The 20,200-nt window shown below is 69.4% G+C and carries 18 protein-coding genes; 11 read left to right on the top strand and 7 right to left on the bottom strand.

Annotated features, from left to right (window positions below; translation table 11 throughout):
• Positions 1 to 7 precede the first annotated feature (7 nt).
• Positions 8 to 1,639 (top strand): fucose isomerase, encoded by a 1,632-nt coding sequence (locus tag AB0269_RS09030; protein ID WP_366210876.1) that lies wholly within the window; start codon positions 8 to 10, stop codon positions 1,637 to 1,639.
• A 94-nt stretch (positions 1,640 to 1,733) separates the two neighbouring features.
• Here AB0269_RS09030 and AB0269_RS09025 read toward each other — a convergent pair whose 3' ends face one another.
• Positions 1,734 to 2,300 (bottom strand): TetR/AcrR family transcriptional regulator, encoded by a 567-nt coding sequence (locus tag AB0269_RS09025; RefSeq protein WP_366210875.1) that lies wholly within the window; start codon positions 2,298 to 2,300, stop codon positions 1,734 to 1,736.
• A 69-nt stretch (positions 2,301 to 2,369) separates the two neighbouring features.
• On the opposite strand from AB0269_RS09025, the gene AB0269_RS09020 reads away from it, so the two are divergent.
• Entirely contained in the window at positions 2,370 to 2,945 is a 576-nt protein-coding gene (locus AB0269_RS09020) for a dihydrofolate reductase family protein (RefSeq protein WP_366210874.1), read from the top strand.
• A 126-nt stretch (positions 2,946 to 3,071) separates the two neighbouring features.
• Positions 3,072 to 4,442, top strand: a complete 1,371-nt coding sequence (locus tag AB0269_RS09015) for an FAD-dependent oxidoreductase (protein ID WP_366210873.1) — start codon at positions 3,072 to 3,074, stop codon at positions 4,440 to 4,442.
• On the opposite strand, the gene AB0269_RS09010 is transcribed toward AB0269_RS09015, so the two are convergent.
• From AB0269_RS09010 to AB0269_RS09000, 3 genes are all read right to left on the bottom strand, one after another.
• A complete protein-coding gene (locus tag AB0269_RS09010; RefSeq protein ID WP_366210872.1) occupies positions 4,402 to 5,121 on the bottom strand; it encodes a Pr6Pr family membrane protein in 720 nt (239 codons plus the stop codon). The two genes, AB0269_RS09015 and AB0269_RS09010, sit on opposite strands and share 41 nt — an antisense overlap.
• Positions 5,122 to 5,193: 72 nt before the next feature.
• Positions 5,194 to 6,552: a DUF2252 domain-containing protein gene (locus AB0269_RS09005; RefSeq protein ID WP_366210871.1), complete on the bottom strand. Its 1,359-nt coding sequence runs from the start codon at positions 6,550 to 6,552 to the stop codon at positions 5,194 to 5,196.
• Positions 6,553 to 6,638: 86 nt separating this feature from the next.
• Complete coding sequence (locus AB0269_RS09000) at positions 6,639 to 7,241, bottom strand: hypothetical protein (RefSeq protein ID WP_366210870.1); 603 nt, start codon at positions 7,239 to 7,241, stop codon at positions 6,639 to 6,641.
• A 123-nt stretch (positions 7,242 to 7,364) separates the two neighbouring features.
• Here AB0269_RS09000 and AB0269_RS08995 point away from each other — a divergent pair, with 123 nt between their 5' ends.
• The 3 genes from AB0269_RS08995 to AB0269_RS08985 are packed head-to-tail and all read left to right on the top strand — an operon-like array spanning position 7,365 to position 10,889.
• Positions 7,365 to 8,546, top strand: a complete 1,182-nt coding sequence (locus AB0269_RS08995; RefSeq protein WP_366210869.1) for a glycosyltransferase — start codon at positions 7,365 to 7,367, stop codon at positions 8,544 to 8,546.
• 4 nt (positions 8,547 to 8,550) lie between these two features.
• Positions 8,551 to 9,750, top strand: coding sequence for a glycosyltransferase family 4 protein (locus AB0269_RS08990; protein ID WP_366210868.1), 1,200 nt, complete (start codon positions 8,551 to 8,553; stop codon positions 9,748 to 9,750).
• Positions 9,747 to 10,889, top strand: a complete 1,143-nt coding sequence (locus AB0269_RS08985) for an AI-2E family transporter (RefSeq protein ID WP_366210867.1) — start codon at positions 9,747 to 9,749, stop codon at positions 10,887 to 10,889. The genes AB0269_RS08990 and AB0269_RS08985 overlap by 4 nt, the downstream gene beginning before the upstream one ends.
• 28 nt (positions 10,890 to 10,917) lie before the next feature.
• On the opposite strand, the gene AB0269_RS08980 is transcribed toward AB0269_RS08985, so the two are convergent.
• Both AB0269_RS08980 and AB0269_RS08975 read right to left on the bottom strand, forming a co-directional pair.
• The gene (locus AB0269_RS08980) at positions 10,918 to 11,421 is read right to left on the bottom strand and encodes a hypothetical protein (protein ID WP_366210866.1); all 504 of its coding nucleotides are present in this window, start codon (positions 11,419 to 11,421) and stop codon (positions 10,918 to 10,920) included.
• Positions 11,422 to 11,502: 81 nt separating this feature from the next.
• Complete coding sequence (locus AB0269_RS08975) at positions 11,503 to 12,195, bottom strand: NRDE family protein (RefSeq protein ID WP_366210865.1); 693 nt, start codon at positions 12,193 to 12,195, stop codon at positions 11,503 to 11,505.
• Between the two features lie 106 nt (positions 12,196 to 12,301).
• Here AB0269_RS08975 and coaBC point away from each other — a divergent pair, with 106 nt between their 5' ends.
• The 5 genes from coaBC (at position 12,302) to AB0269_RS08950 (ending at position 19,440) form a co-directional block, all read left to right on the top strand.
• Positions 12,302 to 13,504 carry a bifunctional phosphopantothenoylcysteine decarboxylase/phosphopantothenate--cysteine ligase CoaBC gene (coaBC, locus tag AB0269_RS08970; RefSeq protein ID WP_366210864.1) on the top strand — a complete coding sequence of 401 codons (1,203 nt, stop codon included), beginning with the start codon at positions 12,302 to 12,304 and terminating at the stop codon, positions 13,502 to 13,504.
• Between the two features lie 37 nt (positions 13,505 to 13,541).
• Positions 13,542 to 15,686 (top strand): AAA family ATPase, encoded by a 2,145-nt coding sequence (locus AB0269_RS08965; RefSeq protein WP_366210863.1) that lies wholly within the window; start codon positions 13,542 to 13,544, stop codon positions 15,684 to 15,686.
• Positions 15,687 to 15,851: 165 nt separating this feature from the next.
• The gene (locus AB0269_RS08960) at positions 15,852 to 17,417 is read left to right on the top strand and encodes a Re/Si-specific NAD(P)(+) transhydrogenase subunit alpha (protein ID WP_366210862.1); all 1,566 of its coding nucleotides are present in this window, start codon (positions 15,852 to 15,854) and stop codon (positions 17,415 to 17,417) included.
• The gene (pntB, locus tag AB0269_RS08955) at positions 17,414 to 18,826 is read left to right on the top strand and encodes a Re/Si-specific NAD(P)(+) transhydrogenase subunit beta (protein WP_366210861.1); all 1,413 of its coding nucleotides are present in this window, start codon (positions 17,414 to 17,416) and stop codon (positions 18,824 to 18,826) included. The genes AB0269_RS08960 and pntB overlap by 4 nt, the downstream gene beginning before the upstream one ends.
• Before the next feature lie 128 nt (positions 18,827 to 18,954).
• Positions 18,955 to 19,440: a hypothetical protein gene (locus tag AB0269_RS08950; RefSeq protein WP_366210860.1), complete on the top strand. Its 486-nt coding sequence runs from the start codon at positions 18,955 to 18,957 to the stop codon at positions 19,438 to 19,440.
• Here the strand turns inward: AB0269_RS08950 and AB0269_RS08945 are convergent.
• Entirely contained in the window at positions 19,427 to 20,197 is a 771-nt protein-coding gene (locus tag AB0269_RS08945; RefSeq protein WP_366211453.1) for an enoyl-CoA hydratase-related protein, read from the bottom strand. The genes AB0269_RS08950 and AB0269_RS08945 overlap by 14 nt on opposite strands.
• Between the last annotated feature and the right edge of the window lie 3 nt (positions 20,198 to 20,200).

The following is a 20,200-nucleotide window of genomic DNA, read 5'->3' as shown; positions in this document are numbered from 1 at the left end:
AGGAACCATGACCTACACCCTTCCCACCCCGGCGACCCGCCCGGCATCCACCCCGAAGACCGCGTATCTCATCACGTCCGGCGACCTTCGCGAGTCGGCGAACGTCGGCGGCTGGCCGACGCAGCAAGCCCTCGAGGCCGGCGTCGCACGCGTGTTCGAGAACCTCGGCTGGAGCGTCGTCCGCGCCTTCGACGTCGATCCCGAGACTGGCCACGGCTTCATCTCGAGCCAGCGCATGGGTCTCGAGGTCTTCAAGAACATCCCCGCGGATGCCCCCCTCATCGTCGCGATCGCGAACTGGCAGTACTCGCATCACGTGCTCGCAGGGCTCCGCACCCACGAGGGCCCGATCCTCACGGTCGCCAACTTCGCCGGCGACTGGCCCGGCCTCGTCGGACTCCTAGGCCTCAACGCCGGGTTGACGAAGATGGACAAGCCGTACTCGACGACCTGGTCGGTCGATTTCACGGACGACTGGTTCACGGACGGCATCAAGGAGTGGACCGAGTCCGGAACCATCACGCACGACTACTCGCACGTGCGCGAACTGCCGGCGCTTCCGGACTCTCCCGAGAAGGAGCTCGGCGAGGCGCTCGCCGCCCAGCTGCGCGACGAGAAGGCCATCATCGGCGTCTTCGACGAGGGCTGCATGGGCATGTACAACGCGATCTTCGACGACGAGCTGCTCAACCACACCGGCATCTACAAGGAGCGGCTCTCGCAGTCGGCCCTCTACGCCGAGATGCTGAACGTCACCGAGGACGAGGCCGACGCCGCCTACGACTGGCTCGTCGACGCAGGCATGACGTTCAAGTACGGCGAGGACGGCACCACCGAGCTCACCCGCGAGCAGGTGCAGTGGCAGATGAAGATGTACATCGCAGCCCTGCGCATCGCCGACGACTTCGGTCTGGACGCCGTGGGCATCCAGTACCAGCAGGGGCTCAAGGATCTCGTCCCGGCATCCGACCTCGCCGAGGGCATCCTGAACTCCACCGAGCGCCCTCCGGTGACCTCGCGCGACGGCTCGCGCATCCTGCACGAGGGCCGCGCGTTCCCGCACTTCAACGAGGCGGATGAGGGCGTCGCGGTCGACGCGCTCGTCACCGATCGCGTCTGGCGCGCGATGGGTCTCGTGCCCGACAACACCCTGCACGACGTGCGCTGGGGCGAGGACTACGACGGCCGGTTCGTGTGGGCCTACGAGATCTCCGGCTCCGTGCCCGCATCGCACCTGGGCGGCTGGGACAAGGCTGAGGGCTGGCGCCAGGGGCACGTGTTCTTCCCGGCCGGCGGCGCCACGATCAACGGTGTCTCCAAGCCGGGCGAGGTCGTGCTCTCGCGCGTCTTCATCGCCGACGGCATCCTGCAGGCCGACATCTTCCGCGCGTCCGTGGTCGAGCTGCCGGCGGAGGAGACCCAGCGCCGTCACGACGCCACCAACCCGGAGTGGCCGATCGCGCACGTCGTGCTGCACGGCGTCTCGCGCGACCAGTTCATGGCCCGCCACAAGGCGAACCACGCGCAGCTCGTCTACGCCCCGGACGCCGAGACCGCCGACAAGGCCCTGATCGCCAAGGCTGCGATGTTCGACGGCATGGGCATCAAGGTCAACCTCATCGGCGACGTCGCCATCTGAGGTCGCCCCCTGCTGAGACAGGCCCTGCCGCGCCGAACAGGTCGTGGCAGGGCCTGTCTCGTGCTGCAAGGCCTGTCTCACGCGCGTGGGAGGGCTACGGCAGCAGACCCGCCACCAGCGCATCCACGATCTCATCCGTCGTCGTGTCAGGGTCGATCGGTCGCGTCAGCCGATCGAGGATCAGCCCGTCGATCGCGTAGTGGAACAGGGCGATCTCTCGGCGGCTGCCCGGGAGCCCGGCCCCTTCGTTGAACGCGACGTCCGCGTCGAAGCCCTCGCGCTGCCAGGCGCTGAGGGATGCCGCGAGTTCAGGATGCCGCGCCGCCTCGAGCCGGAGTTCGAGCAGTGCGAGCGTCACCTCGCGCTGCCCGAGAAGCCGCCGGACGATGTCGCGGACGTAGTCGGCGAACAGCTCCCGCGACGGGGGAGCGGATGCCCGAGCGGCGAGGTCCTCGTCGGTGGGCGCGAGCCGCGTTCCGATCCGTTCGAAGATCCCTGAGATGAGCTTCTCGCGGCTGCGGAAGTAGTTGGATGTCGTGCCGATCGGCACTCCCGCCGCAGCGTCGATCGCGCGATGAGTCAGGCCGCGCGAGCCCTCGGCGGCGAGCACGGCGATGCCGGCGTCCGCGAGCAGGTTCCGCCGCGCCTCGTTCTTGGCCATACTTCGACCCTAGCGCAACCACTGCATCTGTTGTAGTCTTCCAATCACTGCACCTGTCGTGATTGGAAGATGATGCGAGAACTCACCTATTACGCGGCCGTCAGCATCGACGGCTACATCGCCGGGCCCGACGGCGAGTTCGACCGTTTCCTCGTCGAAGGCGACCACATGGCGGCGATCGGCGAGAAATACCGGGGAACCGTGCCGACAGCGCTCGCCGAAGCCGTCGGCATCCCCGTGGATGATGGCCCGTTCGACACTGTCCTCATGGGCTGGAACACCTACGCGGTCGGTCTGCCGCAGCTGCCGAGCCCGTACCAGCACCTGCGGCAGATCGTCTTCACGCGCGGACACACCGCTCCCGAGGGATCCGAGGCGGTCACGTTCACCGATCGCGACCCTGTCGAGGTCGTGCGCGAGCTCAAGACCGAGGAGGGAAAGGGCATCTGGTTGTGCGGAGGGGGTGCGCTCGCCGCGGTGCTGCGCGACGAGATCGACCGCCTCGCGCTCAAGCGGAATCCGGTCGTGTTCGGCGACGGCATCCCGCTCTTCGCTCGCAGCTCGTATGCACCCGAGACGTTCCGCCCGACGTCCGTGACCCCGTTCGAGTCGGGGGTCGTGCTGGCCGAGTACGCGCGGGGTTGAGCGGCGAGACGGGGTTTGTCGCATGAGAAGGATGCAGGTGGCACGGGTCTCGTGCTGCAAACTCCGTCTCGCGTCCGCAGCGCACGGAGCACATCGACGCGAGCAGGTAGTCTGACGCGGGTGAGGATGACGCGTCGCGAAATGCTGGTCGGCGCCGGAGTCGGCGCCCTCAGCGTGCTGCTCGTGTCGTGCTTCCCGGAGCCCGCCCCGACGCCGACGCCCACGACGACGCGCACACCGTCCCCGCTGCCGACGACCGCCGTCCCTGCTCCGGCCGCGAGCTTCCGCAGCTCCTGGGCGAGCGACCCGTTCTCGCGCGGCGCCGTCAGTTACACGCGCATCGGCGTGCAGCCCGAGGCGCGCGAACGCCTGGCCGAACCGATCGAGCAGCGGGTCTTCTTCGCGGGTGAGGCGACGGATGCCGAGAACCCGGCGACGATCCGCGGCGCGATCCACTCCGGCGAGAGCGCCGCCGTGCGCGTCCGGGCGATCGCTGCCCCCGGAGAGCGGATCGCCGTGATCGGAGCCGGCCTCGCCGGAGCGACCGTGGCCTCCGAACTGGCCGAAGCCGACCTCGAGATCACCGTGCTCGAAGCCCGCGATCGCGTCGGCGGACGCACGCCGTCCCGGGTCGACGGCGACTGGGCGGTTCCCGTCCAGCTCGGCGGCTGGCTGCTGCCGGCGCTCGCCGACGGCCAGGCCCCCGCCCGCGAGGAGGAGGGCCTGCCCGAGACCGCGGATCTGGCATCCGCTCTCTGGCATCTTCCCGACGGCGATGTCGACGCGGTCAGCGTCCAGCCGCTGTCGGATGCCATCGGAGCCGCGCAGGCGCTGCCCACGGACATCGCGCTCGCCGAAGCCCTCGCCGAGAACGGCACCGACCTGCAGGACCCTGCCATCGCGGCCCTGCTCGCCTACCTCGCGACGACGGCCGGAGCGGATGCGGACGCACTGTCGGCATGGTTCCCGCCCGCCCTGCCGACCGCGGCACGGCGGGCCATCGTCGGCGACTTCGACGCGCACATCCGCGAACTGCTCGCCGGCGCGCAGCTCGCGCTCTCGTCTCCGGTGACCCGCGTCGCCTACGACGACGCGGGCGTGAGCCTGCGACTGGGAACGGGGGAGGCGACGTCGTTCGACCGCGTGGTCGTCACTGTTCCGCTGGGGGTTCTCCAGAACGAGCGCATCGAGTTCTCTCCGCCGCTCCCGTTCGCGCACCGCGGTGCCATCAACGCCCTCGGCGTGGGGCACATCGAGACGATCTGGCTCCGCTACGACGAGCCGCTCTGGGACACCGAGGCCGCGATCTGGCACTCCGCAGGCGACGACCAGCCCGTGCAGACCTGGCTCAACCTGCAGCCGCTCACCGGCGACGGCATCCTCGTCGGGGTCGTCGGCGGCTCCGCGGCCGAGGAGTTCGCCGAGCTCGACGATCAGGGCGCGCTGGTCGCGGCGCTCACGTCGCTGGCGCCGTTCCTTCCTTCGACTGCGGGTTGAGCCGACCCCGGGCACGTCGGCGACCGGAGCCGCGCCGCTCGCGCACGGCGTCGGACTTCGCCGGACTGATCCGACTGATCAGGGCGAGGACGGCCGCCACGACCGCGAAGATCACGAGCGCGAGCCCGCTCGTGAGCAGGAACTCCGCAGGACCGCTGATCTGACGCGGATCGAGGAAGTAGTACGGATACCAGCCGATGACAGGCCCGCGCAGCATGGTCACCCCGCCCCAGGCGAGCGGGAACACGAGGCAGCCGGGGACGATCCACCACGGCACAGAGCGGTGACCCGGGGTCAGCGTCCACGCCAGCGCGGTGAACGCGGGCAGCCAGAAATGCAGCACCTGGTCGGACCACGGAACGTCGACGCGGATGCCGCGCAGCCCTGCCTGCCAGACGATGAGTGCGAACGCCAGGCCCGCGGTGATGGTCCATGTCAGCACGAGAGCGAGCGCGACGCTGAACCAGCGCGGATCCTCCGGACGGCGCAGCGCGAAGATGCCCCCGAACACCAGAACCGCCACGAGTGCGATGTTCGATTCGACGGTCAGGTACGCGAAGAAGTTCTGGCCTGCGATGGTCTGCGAGCTCAGCCCCCACAGGAGGCGATGCACGAGCGCCGTCAGGCACACCGCGGCCGTGAGAAGGCGAAGCACGCCGAACGTGATCCGTGATCTCACCGGCTCGCGGGCTCCTCTCCGACGCGTGAGAACGTCATCCGGCGAGTCTACGGAGTCGGTCGGTGCAGTCGCTCAGACGAGCGGGGCGACGAGGGGCGCAGAGAATGCGCGGTGGTCCGCCGCCGAGACATCGGCGTATGCGAGGCTCCAGGTCAGGAGCGCATCGGCGACGACGGCGCCGTCTCCGAGGTAGCCCGCGACCGTGGTGGCCGTCACGGACTGACTGTGCGCGCGGGCGAGTGTCGCCGCGCAGGCCGCCGCATAGGTGATGAACGGCCCGTCATCGAGCTCCTCGACCTCGATACCGCCCTTCATGTCGTGGAACTGCCGCACGTAGTAGTCGGCGCGCGGGCCCCGCACGTGGCCGAGGAACGGATCGGACAGCGCCTGCAGGATCCGCTGCATCGACACCACCCGCGCACCCTCGCCGGACTGCTCGATCAGGTCGGCCACCTGCGGCGGCTGCGCCATTCGGCCGTACTGCACGAGCACGCTCTGCGACGCCTGCTTGGGCTGCATGAGGATCGTGTTGTCGTCGCCGTCCTGCAGCAGCACCAGGTAGCAGCGCGTGCCGACGCTGCCGACGCCGACGACCCGGCGTGCGACGTCGGTGACGGCGTAGTGCTCCATGAGCAGCGCGATGTCGGCCGACGCCGTGCGACGGTACTCGCTCACCAGCGCGTGCACGTTCGCTTCGATCTCGGGCTCAACCGATGTCGTCGTCGGCGCCTGATGGACGAAACGGCGCCTGCCGTCGGCATCCGTCTCGGTGAGCCTGCGCACGGCCCGCTCGCCCGTGCGTCGCTGCGCCTGTTCGACCGCCTTGCGGATGGCGCGTCGCGCATCGGGATCGAGCAGTTTGCGCGCCTGTTCGACGTCGAAGCGCGTGAAGTACCTCTGCGTCGGGCTCAGCTTCGTGTTGCGTCGGATGCCGCGGGCGTAGCCGGCGACCGCTGCGCGAACGGCCTGCTCGACGACCTCGTCGGCACGTCCCGACGCCCGCCCGCCGACGACGATGCTCGCGGTGAGTCGTTTGAGGTCCCACTCCCAGGGTGCCCAGGCGGCCTCGTCGAAGTCGTTCAGGTCGAACATGAGGTCGCGCTGCGCCGAGGCGTAGAACCCGAAGTTCGACACGTGCGCGTCGCCGCAGGAGGCGACGAGGATGCCCGAGTGCGGAGCATCCGCGAGGTCGGCCGCCATGAGCGCCGCCGTGCCCCGGAAGAACGCGAAGGGGCTCGCGGCCATGCGCTCGGCGCGCAGCGGGACGAGGTCGGGGATGCGCCCGGCGTCCTGCTCGGCGAGGATGCCGAGCGGGTCGCGCGCTCCGCTCGCGAGCACCGCGAGGTCGCGACGCGGCATGGTCTTTCGCGCGTCGCGGCCCCGCTGGATCAGCTCTGCGCGGGATGGCGGGCGGAGCGCTCCGGTGCTCATGCGAACATCATGGCACCGCGGATGCCCCGGCGGGGCCGTGGCGTCAGTCCGCTGCAGCAGCATCCGATGCAGTGCAGAGGCGAGGCTCAGGCGGGTGGGAGTCGCAGGACGTCGGGGGACTCCCCGCCGGTGAGGTCGTCGGCGATCCGGATGCTGCGCGCGAGGTCGTCGAGGGCGGGGATGAGGGTCCCGAACCGCTCGCGATCCCCACCGACGGCCGTGAGCGTGATCAGGTGGCTGCCCGTATCCCACGTATACGTCGCGAACGGCGGCTGACCGGGCTGCGTCGGGAACGACATGACGAGCTTCTCGCCGGCGCCGAGCGCCGTGGGGAAGGTCTCGGTGTCGTCGTACTCGATCGGCATCATGGCGCGGGCTCGGCGCACGTCATTCGTGAGCTCCTGCGTGTTCGCCATCGCCACGACGAGCTCGGGGTCGGCCTTCCACGTCCAGACGAGCACACGGCCATCCGCCCGCTTCATCATCGCCGGCGCGAACTGGCTGATCAGCCATGCTCCCGCCCCCGCGGCGCGGGGGAGAGGGCTCTGCCCGTCCGAGGCGGGTCCGCGCTGCAGGGCCTGGCCCATCAGCATCCTGATCGCGGCCTTGCGGTGGCGTCGTCCCTTCCAGCCGAACGAGTCGGTGACGGGGATCCAGAGCTGCGGGTCTGCGGAGCTGGTGAGGCGCATGCTCACACGGTACCCGCGCCGGCTGTGGGCGGCCCGGCGGGGGAGCCGGGGCTCCTCAGACCCCTCGGGTAGAGTGGCCAGCGCCCTGATCCGGGCTCCCGCGTAACCGAAGGCTGCATATTCGTGACCTCCCCTGACGCCCCGCTGAAGATCCTCATCGGCTGCGACACCTTCGCTCCCGACATCAACGGGGCCGCACGGTTCGCTGAGCGCCTGGCTGCCGGCCTCGTGCAGCGAGGGCACGACGTGCACGTCGTCGCCCCGAACCAGAAGTACCGTCGCACGGCCCCTGCCACCGAGGTCATCGAGGGCGAGCCGATGACGCTGCACCGTCTGCCGTCCGTCCGCTGGGCGCCGCACGACTGGCTGCGCTTCGTGTGGCCGTGGCGCTCCAAGCACTACGCGCGCAAGGTGCTCGACCGTGTGAAGCCCGACGTCGTGCACATCCAGTCGCACATCGTGATCGGCCGCGGCCTGTCGCGCATCGCGCATCAGCGCGGCATCCCGGTCATCGCCACCAACCACGTGATGGCCGAGAACATCCTCGACCACACCACGATGCCGAAGTTCATCGACGACATCGTGCTGAAGCTCGCCTGGGCCGACGCCAAGCGCACGTTCGATCTGACCCGCGCGATCACGACGCCGACCCGCCGCGCCGCCGACTTCCTCGAGCGCACGGTCGAGGTGAATGACGTCATCCCGGTCAGCTGCGGCATCGACCGCACCCAGTACACCGCGGTCAAGGGGCCCCGCGAGAAGCACCGGATGGTCTTCGTGGGCCGCCTCACCGCCGAGAAGCAGGTCGAGGTCATCCTCGACGCCATGACCAAGCTCGATCCGGCCCTCGACGTGCAGTTCGACATCGTCGGCGGCGGCGATCAGCGCAAGAGCCTCGAACGCCTCACCGGCGAACTCGGCCTCTCGGATCGCGTCACCTTCCACGGTCGCACCACCGACGAGGAGCTGCGCGCGCTCCTCACCCGCGCGAGCCTGTTCGTGATCGCCTCGATCGCCGAGCTGCAGTCCATCGCGACGATGGAGGCGATGGCATCCGGGCTCCCGATCGTCGCGGCGGATGCCGTCGCCCTGCCGCACCTGGTCCACCACGGCGAGAACGGGTACCTGTTCGAACCCGGGAACGCTGACGAGCTCGCGGCGCGGCTGACCGATGTCTTCACGGCCGAGCCCGCGGAGTACGAGCGGATGCAGCAGGCATCCCTCGACGGCGTGACCGTGCACGACATCAACCGCACCCTCGACACGTTCGAGGCGCTGTACCGCGACCAGCCGCTGCCGGAATAGCCGCATGCACATCGTCTTCTTCGGCGATCAGCACCTCGCATCCCTCGGCGGCGCGCAGGTGTCGATGCGGCTGCAGAAGCAGTACCTCGAGCGCGCCGGCCACACCGTGACCGCGGTCGCGCCCCGGATGCACGGTGGCGACCGTCCGCCCGACCCTGGTTACGTCGATCTGCCCTCCGTCCCGATCACCGTCGACCGCGAGTACTCGATGTCATGGCCGGGCCGTCGCACCGACCACTTCCTCGATCGCGCGCTCGCTTCGCGGCCGCCGGTCGACCTCGTGCACGTCCAGGCGGACTTCTGGGGTGCGTTCATCGGCCACCGATTCGCGCATCGTCACGGCATCCCCGTCGTCCACACCATGCACAACAGGGTCGACGTCGGCATGGCCGCGGTCACACCGCTGCACCGGCAGGTGCTCGCGGTGCTCAACCTCTGGCGCCGGCGGACCATGCGCGGCATCGGGAAGCCCGTCACGGGACGGGACGGCTGGGCGTTCCTGCGCGGCATCGCCCAGGGATCGAACGCTGTCACCGCCCCGTCGGGGCATTTCGCTCGTCGCCTCGAACAGCACGAGGTCTTCCCGCGGGTCGACGTCGTCTGGAACGGGATCGACGACGACCTGCGCACGGAGGTGCTCGCCGCCGCACCCGAGGGCCGCGCCCCGGGTCGCCCCCGCTTCGTGTGGCTCGGGCGCATGAGCCCGGAGAAGCGCCTCCTGCCGTTCCTCGAGGCGGTCGTCGAGTCGCGAGTGGACGCCGAGATCGAGGTCATCGGCGGTGGAGGCCAGCTGCGCGCCGCGCGGCGCATCGCCCGCGGTCATTCCGGCATCCGCTTCGCCGGACGCCTGCCCTACGCCGAGACACTCGCACGGATGGCGGCGGCGGATGCCGTGGTGCAGACCTCGATCGGATTCGAGACGCAGGGCATGACGCCCTTCGAAGCCGCGACCCTCGGCACGCCCACCGTCGTCAGTGACCCCGACATCGCCGCCGAGCTGCGCGGCGGACTGTGGTCCGTGCCCGACGCGTCGGTGGCCGCTCTCGCCGACACGCTGAACCGTGCAGCCTCCGACATCCGCTCCGGTACCGCACCGATCCCCGACCGCGAGGTGGCCGCGGCCTTCCGGCAGTCCTCGCGGACCGCCGCGATGATCGAGATCTACGAACGGGTGCTGGCCGCCGACGATACGCTGAGCCGATGAGCTCCGACTCGCGGGTCCGTCCCGAGCCGTCCTCCTCCCGCGGACTCTCCTCGAGCCTGCGCGTGCTCCTGACGCTCGCGGCGGCGATGATCGTCATCGCCGGGCTCTCCTTCGCGCGCGAGGTGGTCGGACCGATCGCGCTGGCGATCGTGATCGTCGTGATCTGCGAGCCCGTGCGGATGCCGCTCATGCGCCGGGGGATGCCGTCATGGCTGGGGTCGACGGTCGTGATCGCGCTGGCCTACGTGATCCTGCTGGCGATGGGTGCACTGCTCTGGTTCGCAGGCAATCAGTTCGCCCGACTGGTCGTCGATCTCACCTCGGACGGGCAGGTCGCTCGCCAGCTCGACGTCTTCGTCTCCTGGCTCGATGACGTCGGGTTCGGGCAGGAGGCGACGGATGCCGTCACCTCGCTGCTCGCCCCCGCCAACCTTCTGCGGGTGGTGCAGAGCGTCGGCGGCACCGTGATCGCCGTGGCGACGGCTCTGTTCTTCGTGTTCGCGTACATCATCTTCATGGCGGTGGACGCCGCCCGCTACCGCCACGCGCCCGCGGTCTTCGGCGCCACGCGGAGCCACGTGATCGGCCGGATCACCGTCCTCAACCGCGGCATCCGCCGCTACTACGTCGTCAACGCCGCATTCGGAGCGATCGTGGCGATCATCGACGGGCTGGCGCTGTGGTGGATGGGCGTCCCCGCCCCGATCGTGTGGGCGATCCTCGCATTCGTGACCAACTTCATCCCGAACGTCGGCTTCATCCTCGGGCTGGTCCCGCCCGCGATCCTCGCCTACGCGGTCGGCGACTGGCCGCTCCTGCTGGGCGTGATCGCCGTGTACTGCGTCGTCAACGTGGTGCTGCAGGTGCTGGTGCAGCCGAAGTTCGTCAGCGACGCCGTGGACCTGAGCCTCACGCTGAGCTTCTTCTCCGTGATCTTCTGGACCTTCGTGATCGGTCCGCTCGGTGCGATCCTCTCGATCCCGCTGACGCTCCTCGTCCGCGCCCTCGTGCTCGAGGGCAACCCTGATGCGCTGTGGTTGCGGTGGGTGAGCGGTGACCGGACGGCCGTGCCGCCTCCGCCCGAGCCCGAGCCGGTTCTCGTGCGTCGCCGCCGGCGCCGGTGGCGGTGGCAGCGCTGATCTCTCCGGCTCTCAGAAACAGGGGCTCTCAGAAGTAGAGGAACGACCCGACGACGGTCGAGAGCCATCCGAAGAGGATGCTGATGATCTGGGCGATGCCGATCCCGACGGCGATCCCGGCGGCGGCGTGCGGGGCGCCGACGCGCCGGATCCCGATGAGCCCGAGGATCAGCGCGGCCACCGCCGCGCCGAGTGCGAGCAGAGAGCCGATCCCGTTCACAACGCTGTAGGCGCCGAACATGCTGTAGTCGGCCGTGCGGATGAGCACCTGCACCGCGATGCCGGTGACCAGTGAGATCGCCAGCGCGACGAAACCGAGGATGAGACCCGTGCGACCCGCTGGGTTCGCGGTGGCGCCCGATGGTGCGGTCTGCATGCTCTGCCCGTTCAGCACGTATCCCTGTGCGGGTTGCCGGGGCGCGGCGTACTGCGCGGACGGCGGCTGCGCCGGGTGATGCGGCTGATCGGGGAAGCCCTGCGGGGGCATCTGGGGAGCGTACGGCGGAACCTGCGGCTGCTGGGGATCGCTCATGCGGCCGAGCCTATCCGCGGGCGCTCGGTCACCGGTAGGGGCTCGACCGGGCAGAACTGCCCTGCGCGACCGTGCTCGGCTTCAGCACCAGTGGCCGGGCGCGGTGAGGTTGGACTCCTCGATCTCGACGCCGTGGTGCCCGATGTCGGCGACGCAGTACAGGAGCGACTGCGTCGGGTAGCCGTGGGGGCGGTTGTCGCGGATGATCGCGGCGTCGTCGGTCGGGTCGAGCTCGGCGGATGCCGCCAGCAGTGCGGTCCAGCGCTCCTGCCATCCGTCGGCGCGGGCGGGGCACCGGCGGAACTCCGGCAGCCACCGTGCGATGCGGGCGGTGGCGGGGTCGTCGAGCCCGTCGTGCGCGATCATGTGCACGCCGGTGGGCACGGGCGTCTCGGTGAGTTGCTGCCCGTCCCACGACAGTACGCGCGCGGCATCCGGTCCGACCTCGAGCAGGTTGAAGCCGTGCATCGGCAGGGGTGGCTCGGGTGAGCGGCCGGCCACGGATTCCAGCGCGAGGCTGCCGCGGCTGCGAACCTGGTCCTCCGGGAGTTCGAGCACGTCGGCGCGATTGAGCAGGACGGCCAGGCGATGGGCATCCCTGTCGATCGCGAGCCACGCGCCGCCGGCCCGACGATCACGGATGCCGATGACACCGGGATACTGCTGGGGCCACCACGGGCCGAGCGAGTCCCATTCGCGCTCCGGGTCCTCGTCCCGCACGGCGAGCAGCCGGGAACCGCCGGGTTCGGCGACATCGATCACGACCGTGCACACGCGGTTCAGCATACTCACCGTTCAGGTAACGCAAATGGCCCTATCCGAACTGCGGATGCGGTCATTTGCGTTACTTGAGGGTCGACAGGAGGGCAGAATCGAAGCCATGAACATCGTCGTCGGAGTCACGGGCGGCATCGCCGCGTACAAGACGGTGCAGCTCGTGCGGCTGCTGATCAAGGCGGGGCACGAGGTGACGGTCATCCCCACCGAGGATGCGCTCCGCTTCGTCGGACTTCCGACCTGGGAGGCGATCAGCCGCAACACCGTCACCACGAGCGTGCATGACGACGTCGCGCGCGTCCGGCACGTCGCCCTGGGCCAGGCCGCCGATCTCGTCATCGTCGCCCCCGCCACGGCGAACACGATCGCGAAGATCACGGCCGGTCTCGCCGACGATCTGCTCGGCACGACGCTGCTCGCCACCCTCGCCCCGGTGGCGATCGCCCCGGCGATGCACACCGAGATGTGGCGGCATCCGTCCACGCAGGCGAACATCTCGACGCTCCGCGAGCGCGGCGTGCACATCCTCGGCCCCGGCGACGGCGAACTCACCGGCGGCGACTCCGGCCCGGGGCGGATGCTCGAACCCGAGGAGCTCTTCGACCACGCTCTCGCCCTCCTCGCGCCCCAGGACCTCGCCGGCCGGACCGTCGTCGTCTCGGCCGGAGGCACCCGCGAGCCGATCGACCCGGTGCGCTTCCTCGGCAACCGCTCCAGCGGCCGGCAGGGCGCTGCGCTCGCTGCTGAAGCGGCGGCGCGCGGGGCGCGGGTCGTGCTCGTGGCCGCGAACGTCTCGGCCGATGTGCTGGCCGCGTCGCGGCATCCGCTCGTCGACGTGCGACCGGTCGGAACGGCCGCCGAACTGGGCGAGGCGGTGCGGGATGCCGCGGCATCCGCCGATGTCGTCGTCATGGCCGCCGCGGTCGCGGACTACCGGCCGGCGACCGCGGCGGATCAGAAACTGACGAAAGAGGAAGGCATCCTCGATCGCATCGACCTCGTCGAGAACGAGGACATCGTCGCAGGGCTCGCGGCATCGCGACCTGCGGGGCAGGTGGTCGTCGCGTTCGCGGCCGAGACGCTGGCCGATGCCGATGCCCGGCGCGAGCGTGCTCGGCGCAAGCGCGAACGCAAGGGCGTCGACCTGCTCGTCGTCAACCTCGCGGATGCGGAGAACGGGTTCGAGTCCGCCGACAACGCCGTCGAGGTCATCGGCGACGGCGGGTCGGTCGTGGCGTCAGTGGCCGGGTCGAAGCGTTCGGTCTCTTCCGCGATCTGGGACGCTGTGGTAAAGTTGAGTCAATAACACTCAACTTTGTGAGGAGTCCTTCAGGAGGAAGCAGATGACCACGCCCGCACAAGACGACCAGCAGTCCGCCCTCGAGCAGTTCGGCATCAACCTGACCGACCGTGCCCGTCAGGGAAAGCTCGACCCGGTGATCGGACGCGACAGCGAGATCCGCCGCGTCAGCCAGGTGCTCACCCGCCGCACGAAGAACAACCCCGTGCTGATCGGCGAGCCGGGCGTCGGCAAGACCGCCGTCGTCGAGGGCCTGGCGCAGCGCATCGTCGCGGGCGACGTGGCCGAGTCCCTAAAAGACAAGGAGCTCGTCTCGCTCGACATCTCGGCTCTGGTCGCCGGTGCCATGTACCGCGGGCAGTTCGAGGAGCGCCTGAAGAGCGTGCTGAAGGAGATCACCGAATCCGACGGCAAGGTCATCACCTTCATCGACGAGCTGCACACGCTCATGGGCGCGGGTGGCGGCGAGGGTTCGGTCGCGGCATCCAACATGCTCAAGCCCATGCTCGCGCGCGGCGAGCTCCATCTGATCGGCGCCACCACGCTCAACGAATACCGCGAGTACATCGAGAAGGATGCCGCACTCGAGCGGCGCTTCCAGCAGGTGTACGTCGGAGAGCCGTCCGTCGAGGACACCATCGCCATCCTGCGCGGGCTGAAGGGCCGATACGAGGCGCACCACGGGGTCACGATCTCCGACAGTGCGCTCGTCGCCGCTGCCGCCCTGTCGAACCGCTATCTGCCGGCGCGACAGCTGCCCGACAAGGCGATCGATCTGATCGACGAGGCCATGTCGCGGCTGAAGATGGAGATCGACTCGTCGCCGGTCGAGATCGATCAGCTGAAGCGCCAGGTCGACCGGATGAAGCTTGAGGAGCTCGCCCTGAAGCGCGAGAAGGATGCCGCATCCAAGGAGCGCCTCGGCACCCTTCGCGAGCAGCTCGCGGAGATGGAGAAGGAACTCGCCGGTCTGGAGGAGCGCTGGTCGCGCGAGCGCTCGGGCCTGAACCGCGTCGGTGAGTTGAAGAAGCAGCTCGACGACGCGATCACCCAGCGCGACCTCGCCATGCGCAACGCCGATTACACCAAGGCGTCCAAGCTCGAGTACGAGACGATCAAGCGCCTGGAGCGCGACATCGCGGAGGCGGAGAGTGCCGAGGCTTCGGTCTCGTCGGAGGGGCGCATGGTCAACGAGCAGGTCACCGACGAGGACATCGCCGCCGTCATCGCGGCGTGGACCGGCATTCCCGTCGGCCGGCTCCTGCAGGGCGAGAGCGAGAAGCTGCTGCACCTCGAGAGCGAGCTGGGGCGGCGCCTGATCGGGCAGAAGGATGCCGTGAAGGCCGTGTCGGATGCCGTGCGCCGTTCTCGCGCGGGCATCAACGACCCCGGGCGCCCGACCGGTTCGTTCCTGTTCCTCGGTCCGACCGGTGTCGGCAAGACCGAGCTCGCGAAGGCGCTCGCCGAGTTCCTGTTCGACGACGAGCACGCCATGGTGCGCATCGACATGTCGGAGTACGGCGAGAAGCACTCGGTGTCGCGCCTGGTCGGCGCCCCTCCCGGATACGTCGGCTACGAGCAGGGCGGGCAGCTGACCGAGGCGGTCAGGCGTCGCCCGTACAGCGTCGTGCTGCTCGACGAGGTGGAGAAGGCGCACCCCGAGGTGTTCGACGTGCTGCTGCAGGTGCTCGACGACGGCCGCCTCACCGACGGCCAGGGCCGTACGGTCGACTTCTCGAACGTCATCCTGATCCTCACCTCGAACATCGGCTCGCCGATCCTCATCGACCCGGTGATGTCCGACGCTGACAAGCGCGACGCGGTCATGGCACTCGTGCGGCAGGCGTTCCGGCCCGAGTTCCTGAACAGGCTCGACGATGTCGTGATGTTCCAGGCGCTGTCGGAGGACGACTTGGCGCAGATCGTCGAGCTCTCCGTGGACCAGTTGCAGCAGCGGCTGCACGATCGCCGGCTCACCCTCGCCGTCACGCCCGACGCTCGGTCGTGGCTCGCCCAGCGCGGGTACGACCCGGTCTACGGCGCGCGCCCGCTGCGGCGGCTCATCCAGAACGAGGTGCAGAACCGGCTCGCGACGGCGCTGCTGTCGGGCGGCGTGCACGACGGCGACACGGTGCGGGTGGATGTCGCCGCCGACGGCTCCGGCCTGGTGCTGACCTCGGAGTCCTAGAGGCGAGCCGACAGAGTTCGCGTACCCGAAAGAACTGCGGTTCTTTCGGCGCGATCGACTGAAACTTTCCCTTGCGCTTCGGTGCTGCGTCGATAGAGTCTCGTCTCATGCGTGTCGACGGCTGACCGTGAGGTCTGCCCCGTCGACGAGAGACAGGAGCAGTGGATGACGCGTATCGGCATCGTGCGTGAACAACCGGGTGAGACGCGGGTCGCCGCGACTCCGCAGACCGTGGGAGCCCTGCTGAAGCTGGGCTACGAGATCGCCGTCGAGGCGGGAGCGGGCGCGGCATCCGCCTACCCCGACGACGCCTACGCGGCAGCGGGCGCGGCGATCGTCACCGCGGATGAGGCGTGGGCGGCGCCGATCCTGCTCAAGGTGAACGCCCCGACCGATGCCGAGATCGCGAGGATCGCGGACGGCGCCACGCTCATCGCGCAGCTGAGCCCGAACCTGCGTCCCGAGCTGCGGCAGGCGCTCGCCACGCGCGGCATCACGGCGCTTGCTCTGGATGCCGTGCCGCGCATCTCGCGCGCGCAGTCGATGGACGTGCTGAGCTCGATGGCGAACATCGCCGGGTACCGCGCTGTCGTGGAGGCCGCGCACGAGTTCGGCCGGTTCTTCACGGGTCAGGTCACGGCCGCCGGCAAGGTTCCGCCGGCGAAGGTGCTCGTCGCGGGCGCCGGTGTCGCGGGGCTCGCGGCGATCGGGGCGGCGTCCAGCCTCGGTGCCATCGTCCGCGCGACGGACCCGCGACCGGAGGTCGCAGACCAGGTGAAGTCCATCGGCGGCGAGTACCTCGACGTCATCGTGCCCGACGAGCAGAAGGAGGTCTCGAGCGACGGCTACGCCAAGGCCACCAGTGAGGCCTACGACCGCCGCGCGGCCGAGTTGTACAGCGAGCAGGCCGCCGACGTCGACATCATCATCACGACCGCGCAGATTCCGGGCCGGGCTGCACCGCGGCTGATCACCGCGGCCGACGTGGCGAGCATGCGCTCGGGCAGCGTCATCGTCGACATGGCCGCGTCGTCCGGCGGCAACGTCGAGGGCTCCGTCGCCGGCGAGCGCGTTGTGACCGGGAACGGCGTGATCATCCTCGGGTACACCGACCTCGCCGGGCGTCTTCCCACCCAGGCATCCCAGTTGTACGGCACGAACCTCGTCAATCTGCTGAAGCTGCTCACCCCCGAGAAGGACGGCCGACTCGTCCTCGATTTCGAGGACATCGTGCAGCGGGCTGTCACCGTCGTGCGCGACGGCGAGGAGACGTGGCCGCCGCCCCCCGTTCAGGTGTCGGCGGCGCCCGTCGCCAAGGCCGCGTCTTCGATCGCTGACCCTTCGACAGGCTCAGGGGTCGAAGCCAAGAAGGGTCTGTCGGCGGGTGCGAAGGTCGGCCTCGTCGCGGCCGGCATCGCCGCGCTGTTCCTCGTGAACGCGTTCGCGCCCGCGCCGCTGCCGCAGCACTTCACCGTGCTCATGCTGTCGGTCGTCGTCGGCTTCTACGTGATCGGCAAGGTCTCGCATGCGCTGCACACGCCGCTCATGAGCGTCACGAACGCCATCAGCGGCATCATCATCGTCGGCGCGATCGTGCAGATCACGACGCCGAACGTGGTGGTGCAGATCCTGTCCGCGATCGCCGTGCTCGTGGCATCCATCAACATCTTCGGAGGGTTCGCGGTCACCCGCCGAATGCTCAAGATGTTCTCGAAGGGAGCAGAGCGTTGAGCGCCCTGGAGATCTCCGCGTCCGTCGCGGGCGCCGCGTACATCGTCGCCGCGCTGCTGTTCATCATGAGCCTGGCAGGGCTCAGCCGACACGAGTCCTCGCGCGCCGGCGTAGCCTACGGCATGGTCGGCATGGCCATCGCGCTCGTCGCGACCATCTGGGTCACCCTGCAGGGCGCCTGGGGTCAGCCGCAGGCCATCACGGGTCTCGTACTGCTCCTCGTCGCGATGCTCGTCGGAGCGGTGATCGGCCTGTGGCGGGCGAAGAAGGTCGAGATGACCGGGATGCCCGAGCTCATCGCCCTGCTCCACAGCTTCGTGGGCCTCGCCGCCGTCCTCGTCGGGTGGAACGGACACCTGCACAGCCCGGGCCTCACCGGTGCGCTGGCCGACATCCACCACGCCGAGGTCTTCATCGGCATCTTCATCGGCGGTGTGACCTTCACCGGTTCCATCGTCGCGTTCCTGAAGCTGTCCGGGCGGATCTCGTCCAAGCCCCTCATGCTGCCGGGCAAGAACGTGCTGAACCTCGGCGCGATCGTCGTGTTCATCGCGCTGACCGTCTGGTACGTCATCACACCCTCGCTCGTGCTGCTCATCGTCGTCACGGCGCTGTCGCTCGCGCTCGGCTGGCACCTCGTGGCATCCATCGGCGGCGGCGACATGCCCGTCGTCGTCTCGATGCTCAACAGCTACTCGGGCTGGGCCGCCGCCGCGGCCGGCTTCCTGCTCAACAACGACCTGCTCATCGTCACCGGTGCGCTGGTCGGCTCGTCCGGTGCGTACCTGTCGTACATCATGTGCAAGGCGATGAACCGGTCGTTTATCTCGGTGATCGCCGGCGGGTTCGGCATCGCCGCGCCCGCTTCTGATGATGTCGATCACGGCGAGCACCGTGAAGTGGATGCCGCGACCGCTGCCGACATGCTCGCGAACGCGTCGACCGTCGTCATCACCCCCGGCTACGGCATGGCCGTCGCGCAGGCGCAGTACCCCGTCGCCGAGCTGACGCAGAAGCTGCGCGATCGGGGAGTGGACGTGCGCTTCGGCATCCATCCCGTCGCCGGGCGCCTGCCCGGGCACATGAACGTGCTGCTCGCCGAGGCCAAGGTGCCGTACGACATCGTGCTCGAGATGGACGAGATCAACGACGACCTGGCATCCACCGCCGTCGTCCTCGTGATCGGCGCGAACGACACCGTCAACCCCGCGGCCGCCGAGGACCCCGGCAGCCCCATCGCCGGCATGCCGGTGCTGCGCGTCTGGGAGGCCGAGAACGTCATCGTGTTCAAGCGGTCCATGGCCTCGGGATACGCCGGCGTGCAGAACCCGCTGTTCTTCCGCGAGAACGCGCAGATGCTGTTCGGCGACGCCAAGGAGCGCGTCGACGACATCCTGCGGGCGTTGTAGCCGGGCGCGCCGCGCCCGCTGTCCACCCTGCGAAACAGGCCTTGCCCTGCGAAACAGGCCGTGCCACGCCACGTTTCGGGCAGCACGGCCTGTTTCACGGGTGGGCGCGGGAAGCTACGCTCGGGGCCATGAACTTCTCGGGCAATCGGTTCGTGCGCGTGTTCCACTGGATCGCGCCGGTGCTGCTGACGTTCCTCGTCGTGTTCGGGCGCGGCTTCTTCGGTGCTCCGATGGGGTGGATGGCGCTGATCGGGATGTTCGTCGGTCCGTTCGTCATCATCGCGATGTACATCGCGCCGATCGTGGTCGTCTTCGACCGCGACGCGAAAGCGGCGCGCAGCACCCGGCTGTTCTACGACATCGCCAGCTGGGTGACCTGGGCGGCGCTGCTGGTGATGATGTTCACGCTCGAAGACGGCGGAGATTCGCCGCCGTTCGGCTCAGTGTTCTCCACGTGGGGCTGGATGAGCAGCGAGGCGTCATCGAGCATCTTCGCCGTCGCGCTGATCATCGCGTTCCTCGGCTGGGTCGGGACGATCACCACGGCGATCATCGGCGTCGTCGACTCCCGCCAGGGAGGGCGCATCTCCACCACGACTGTCAGTCCCCGGTGAACTCCGGCCGCCGCTTCTCCTGGAACGCCGCGAAGCCCTCGCGGTAGTCGGCGGTGTCGCGCAGCGCCGCCTGGTTCGCGTTCTCGGCGGCGACGGCATCCCACAGCGCGAGGCGCTCGTCGCGCAGTCGAGCGACGAGACGCTTGCTCGCGAGGAACGCCTGCGTCGCGCCGGCGGCGGCGCGGGATGCCGCATCCTCGGTCGCCTGCCGAACCTCGTCCGCCGGCAGCACCTGCGAGAACAGCCCGGACTGCACGGCCTCGGAACCGCTCATGAGCCTTCCGGTGTAGACGAGGTCGAGGGTCTTGTGGGCGCCGAGCCGCTCGAAGAACAGTGCATGCCCGCCGGAGTCGAGCGTCGCGCCGAGGGCCGCGAACGGCGAGCCGATCTTCGCGGTGTCCGCGACGTAGACGACGTCGGTGGCGATCAGCAGCCCCAGGCCGACACCGAGGCATGCGCCGTGCGCGGCGGCGAAGGTGGGGGCGGGGAACGCCGACATCTTCTGCAGCAGCGGAGTCACGAGTCCGTCGAGGTAGCCGGTGACGTCGTCGGTCGCCGGATCGACGCCCGCGATGTCGCGACCCGCGCAGAATCCAGGACCCTCGCCCCGCAACACGAGTGCGCGCACGTCGGCAGCCGAAGCCTCGTCGTACGCGGCGCTGATATCGGCGAGCGCCTGCACGTCGAGCGCATTGCGCTTGCCGGGCGCGTTCAGCACGACGTGGGCGACGCCGTCCGCGATGGTCAGGTCGATCATGGT

The sequence above is a fragment of the Microbacterium sp. NPDC077644 genome (genome assembly GCF_040702785.1).
GTDB lineage: Bacteria > Actinomycetota > Actinomycetes > Actinomycetales > Microbacteriaceae > Microbacterium.
Note: the sequence above shows the minus strand (reverse complement) of the source record. Positions and strands in the feature narration are given on the sequence as shown.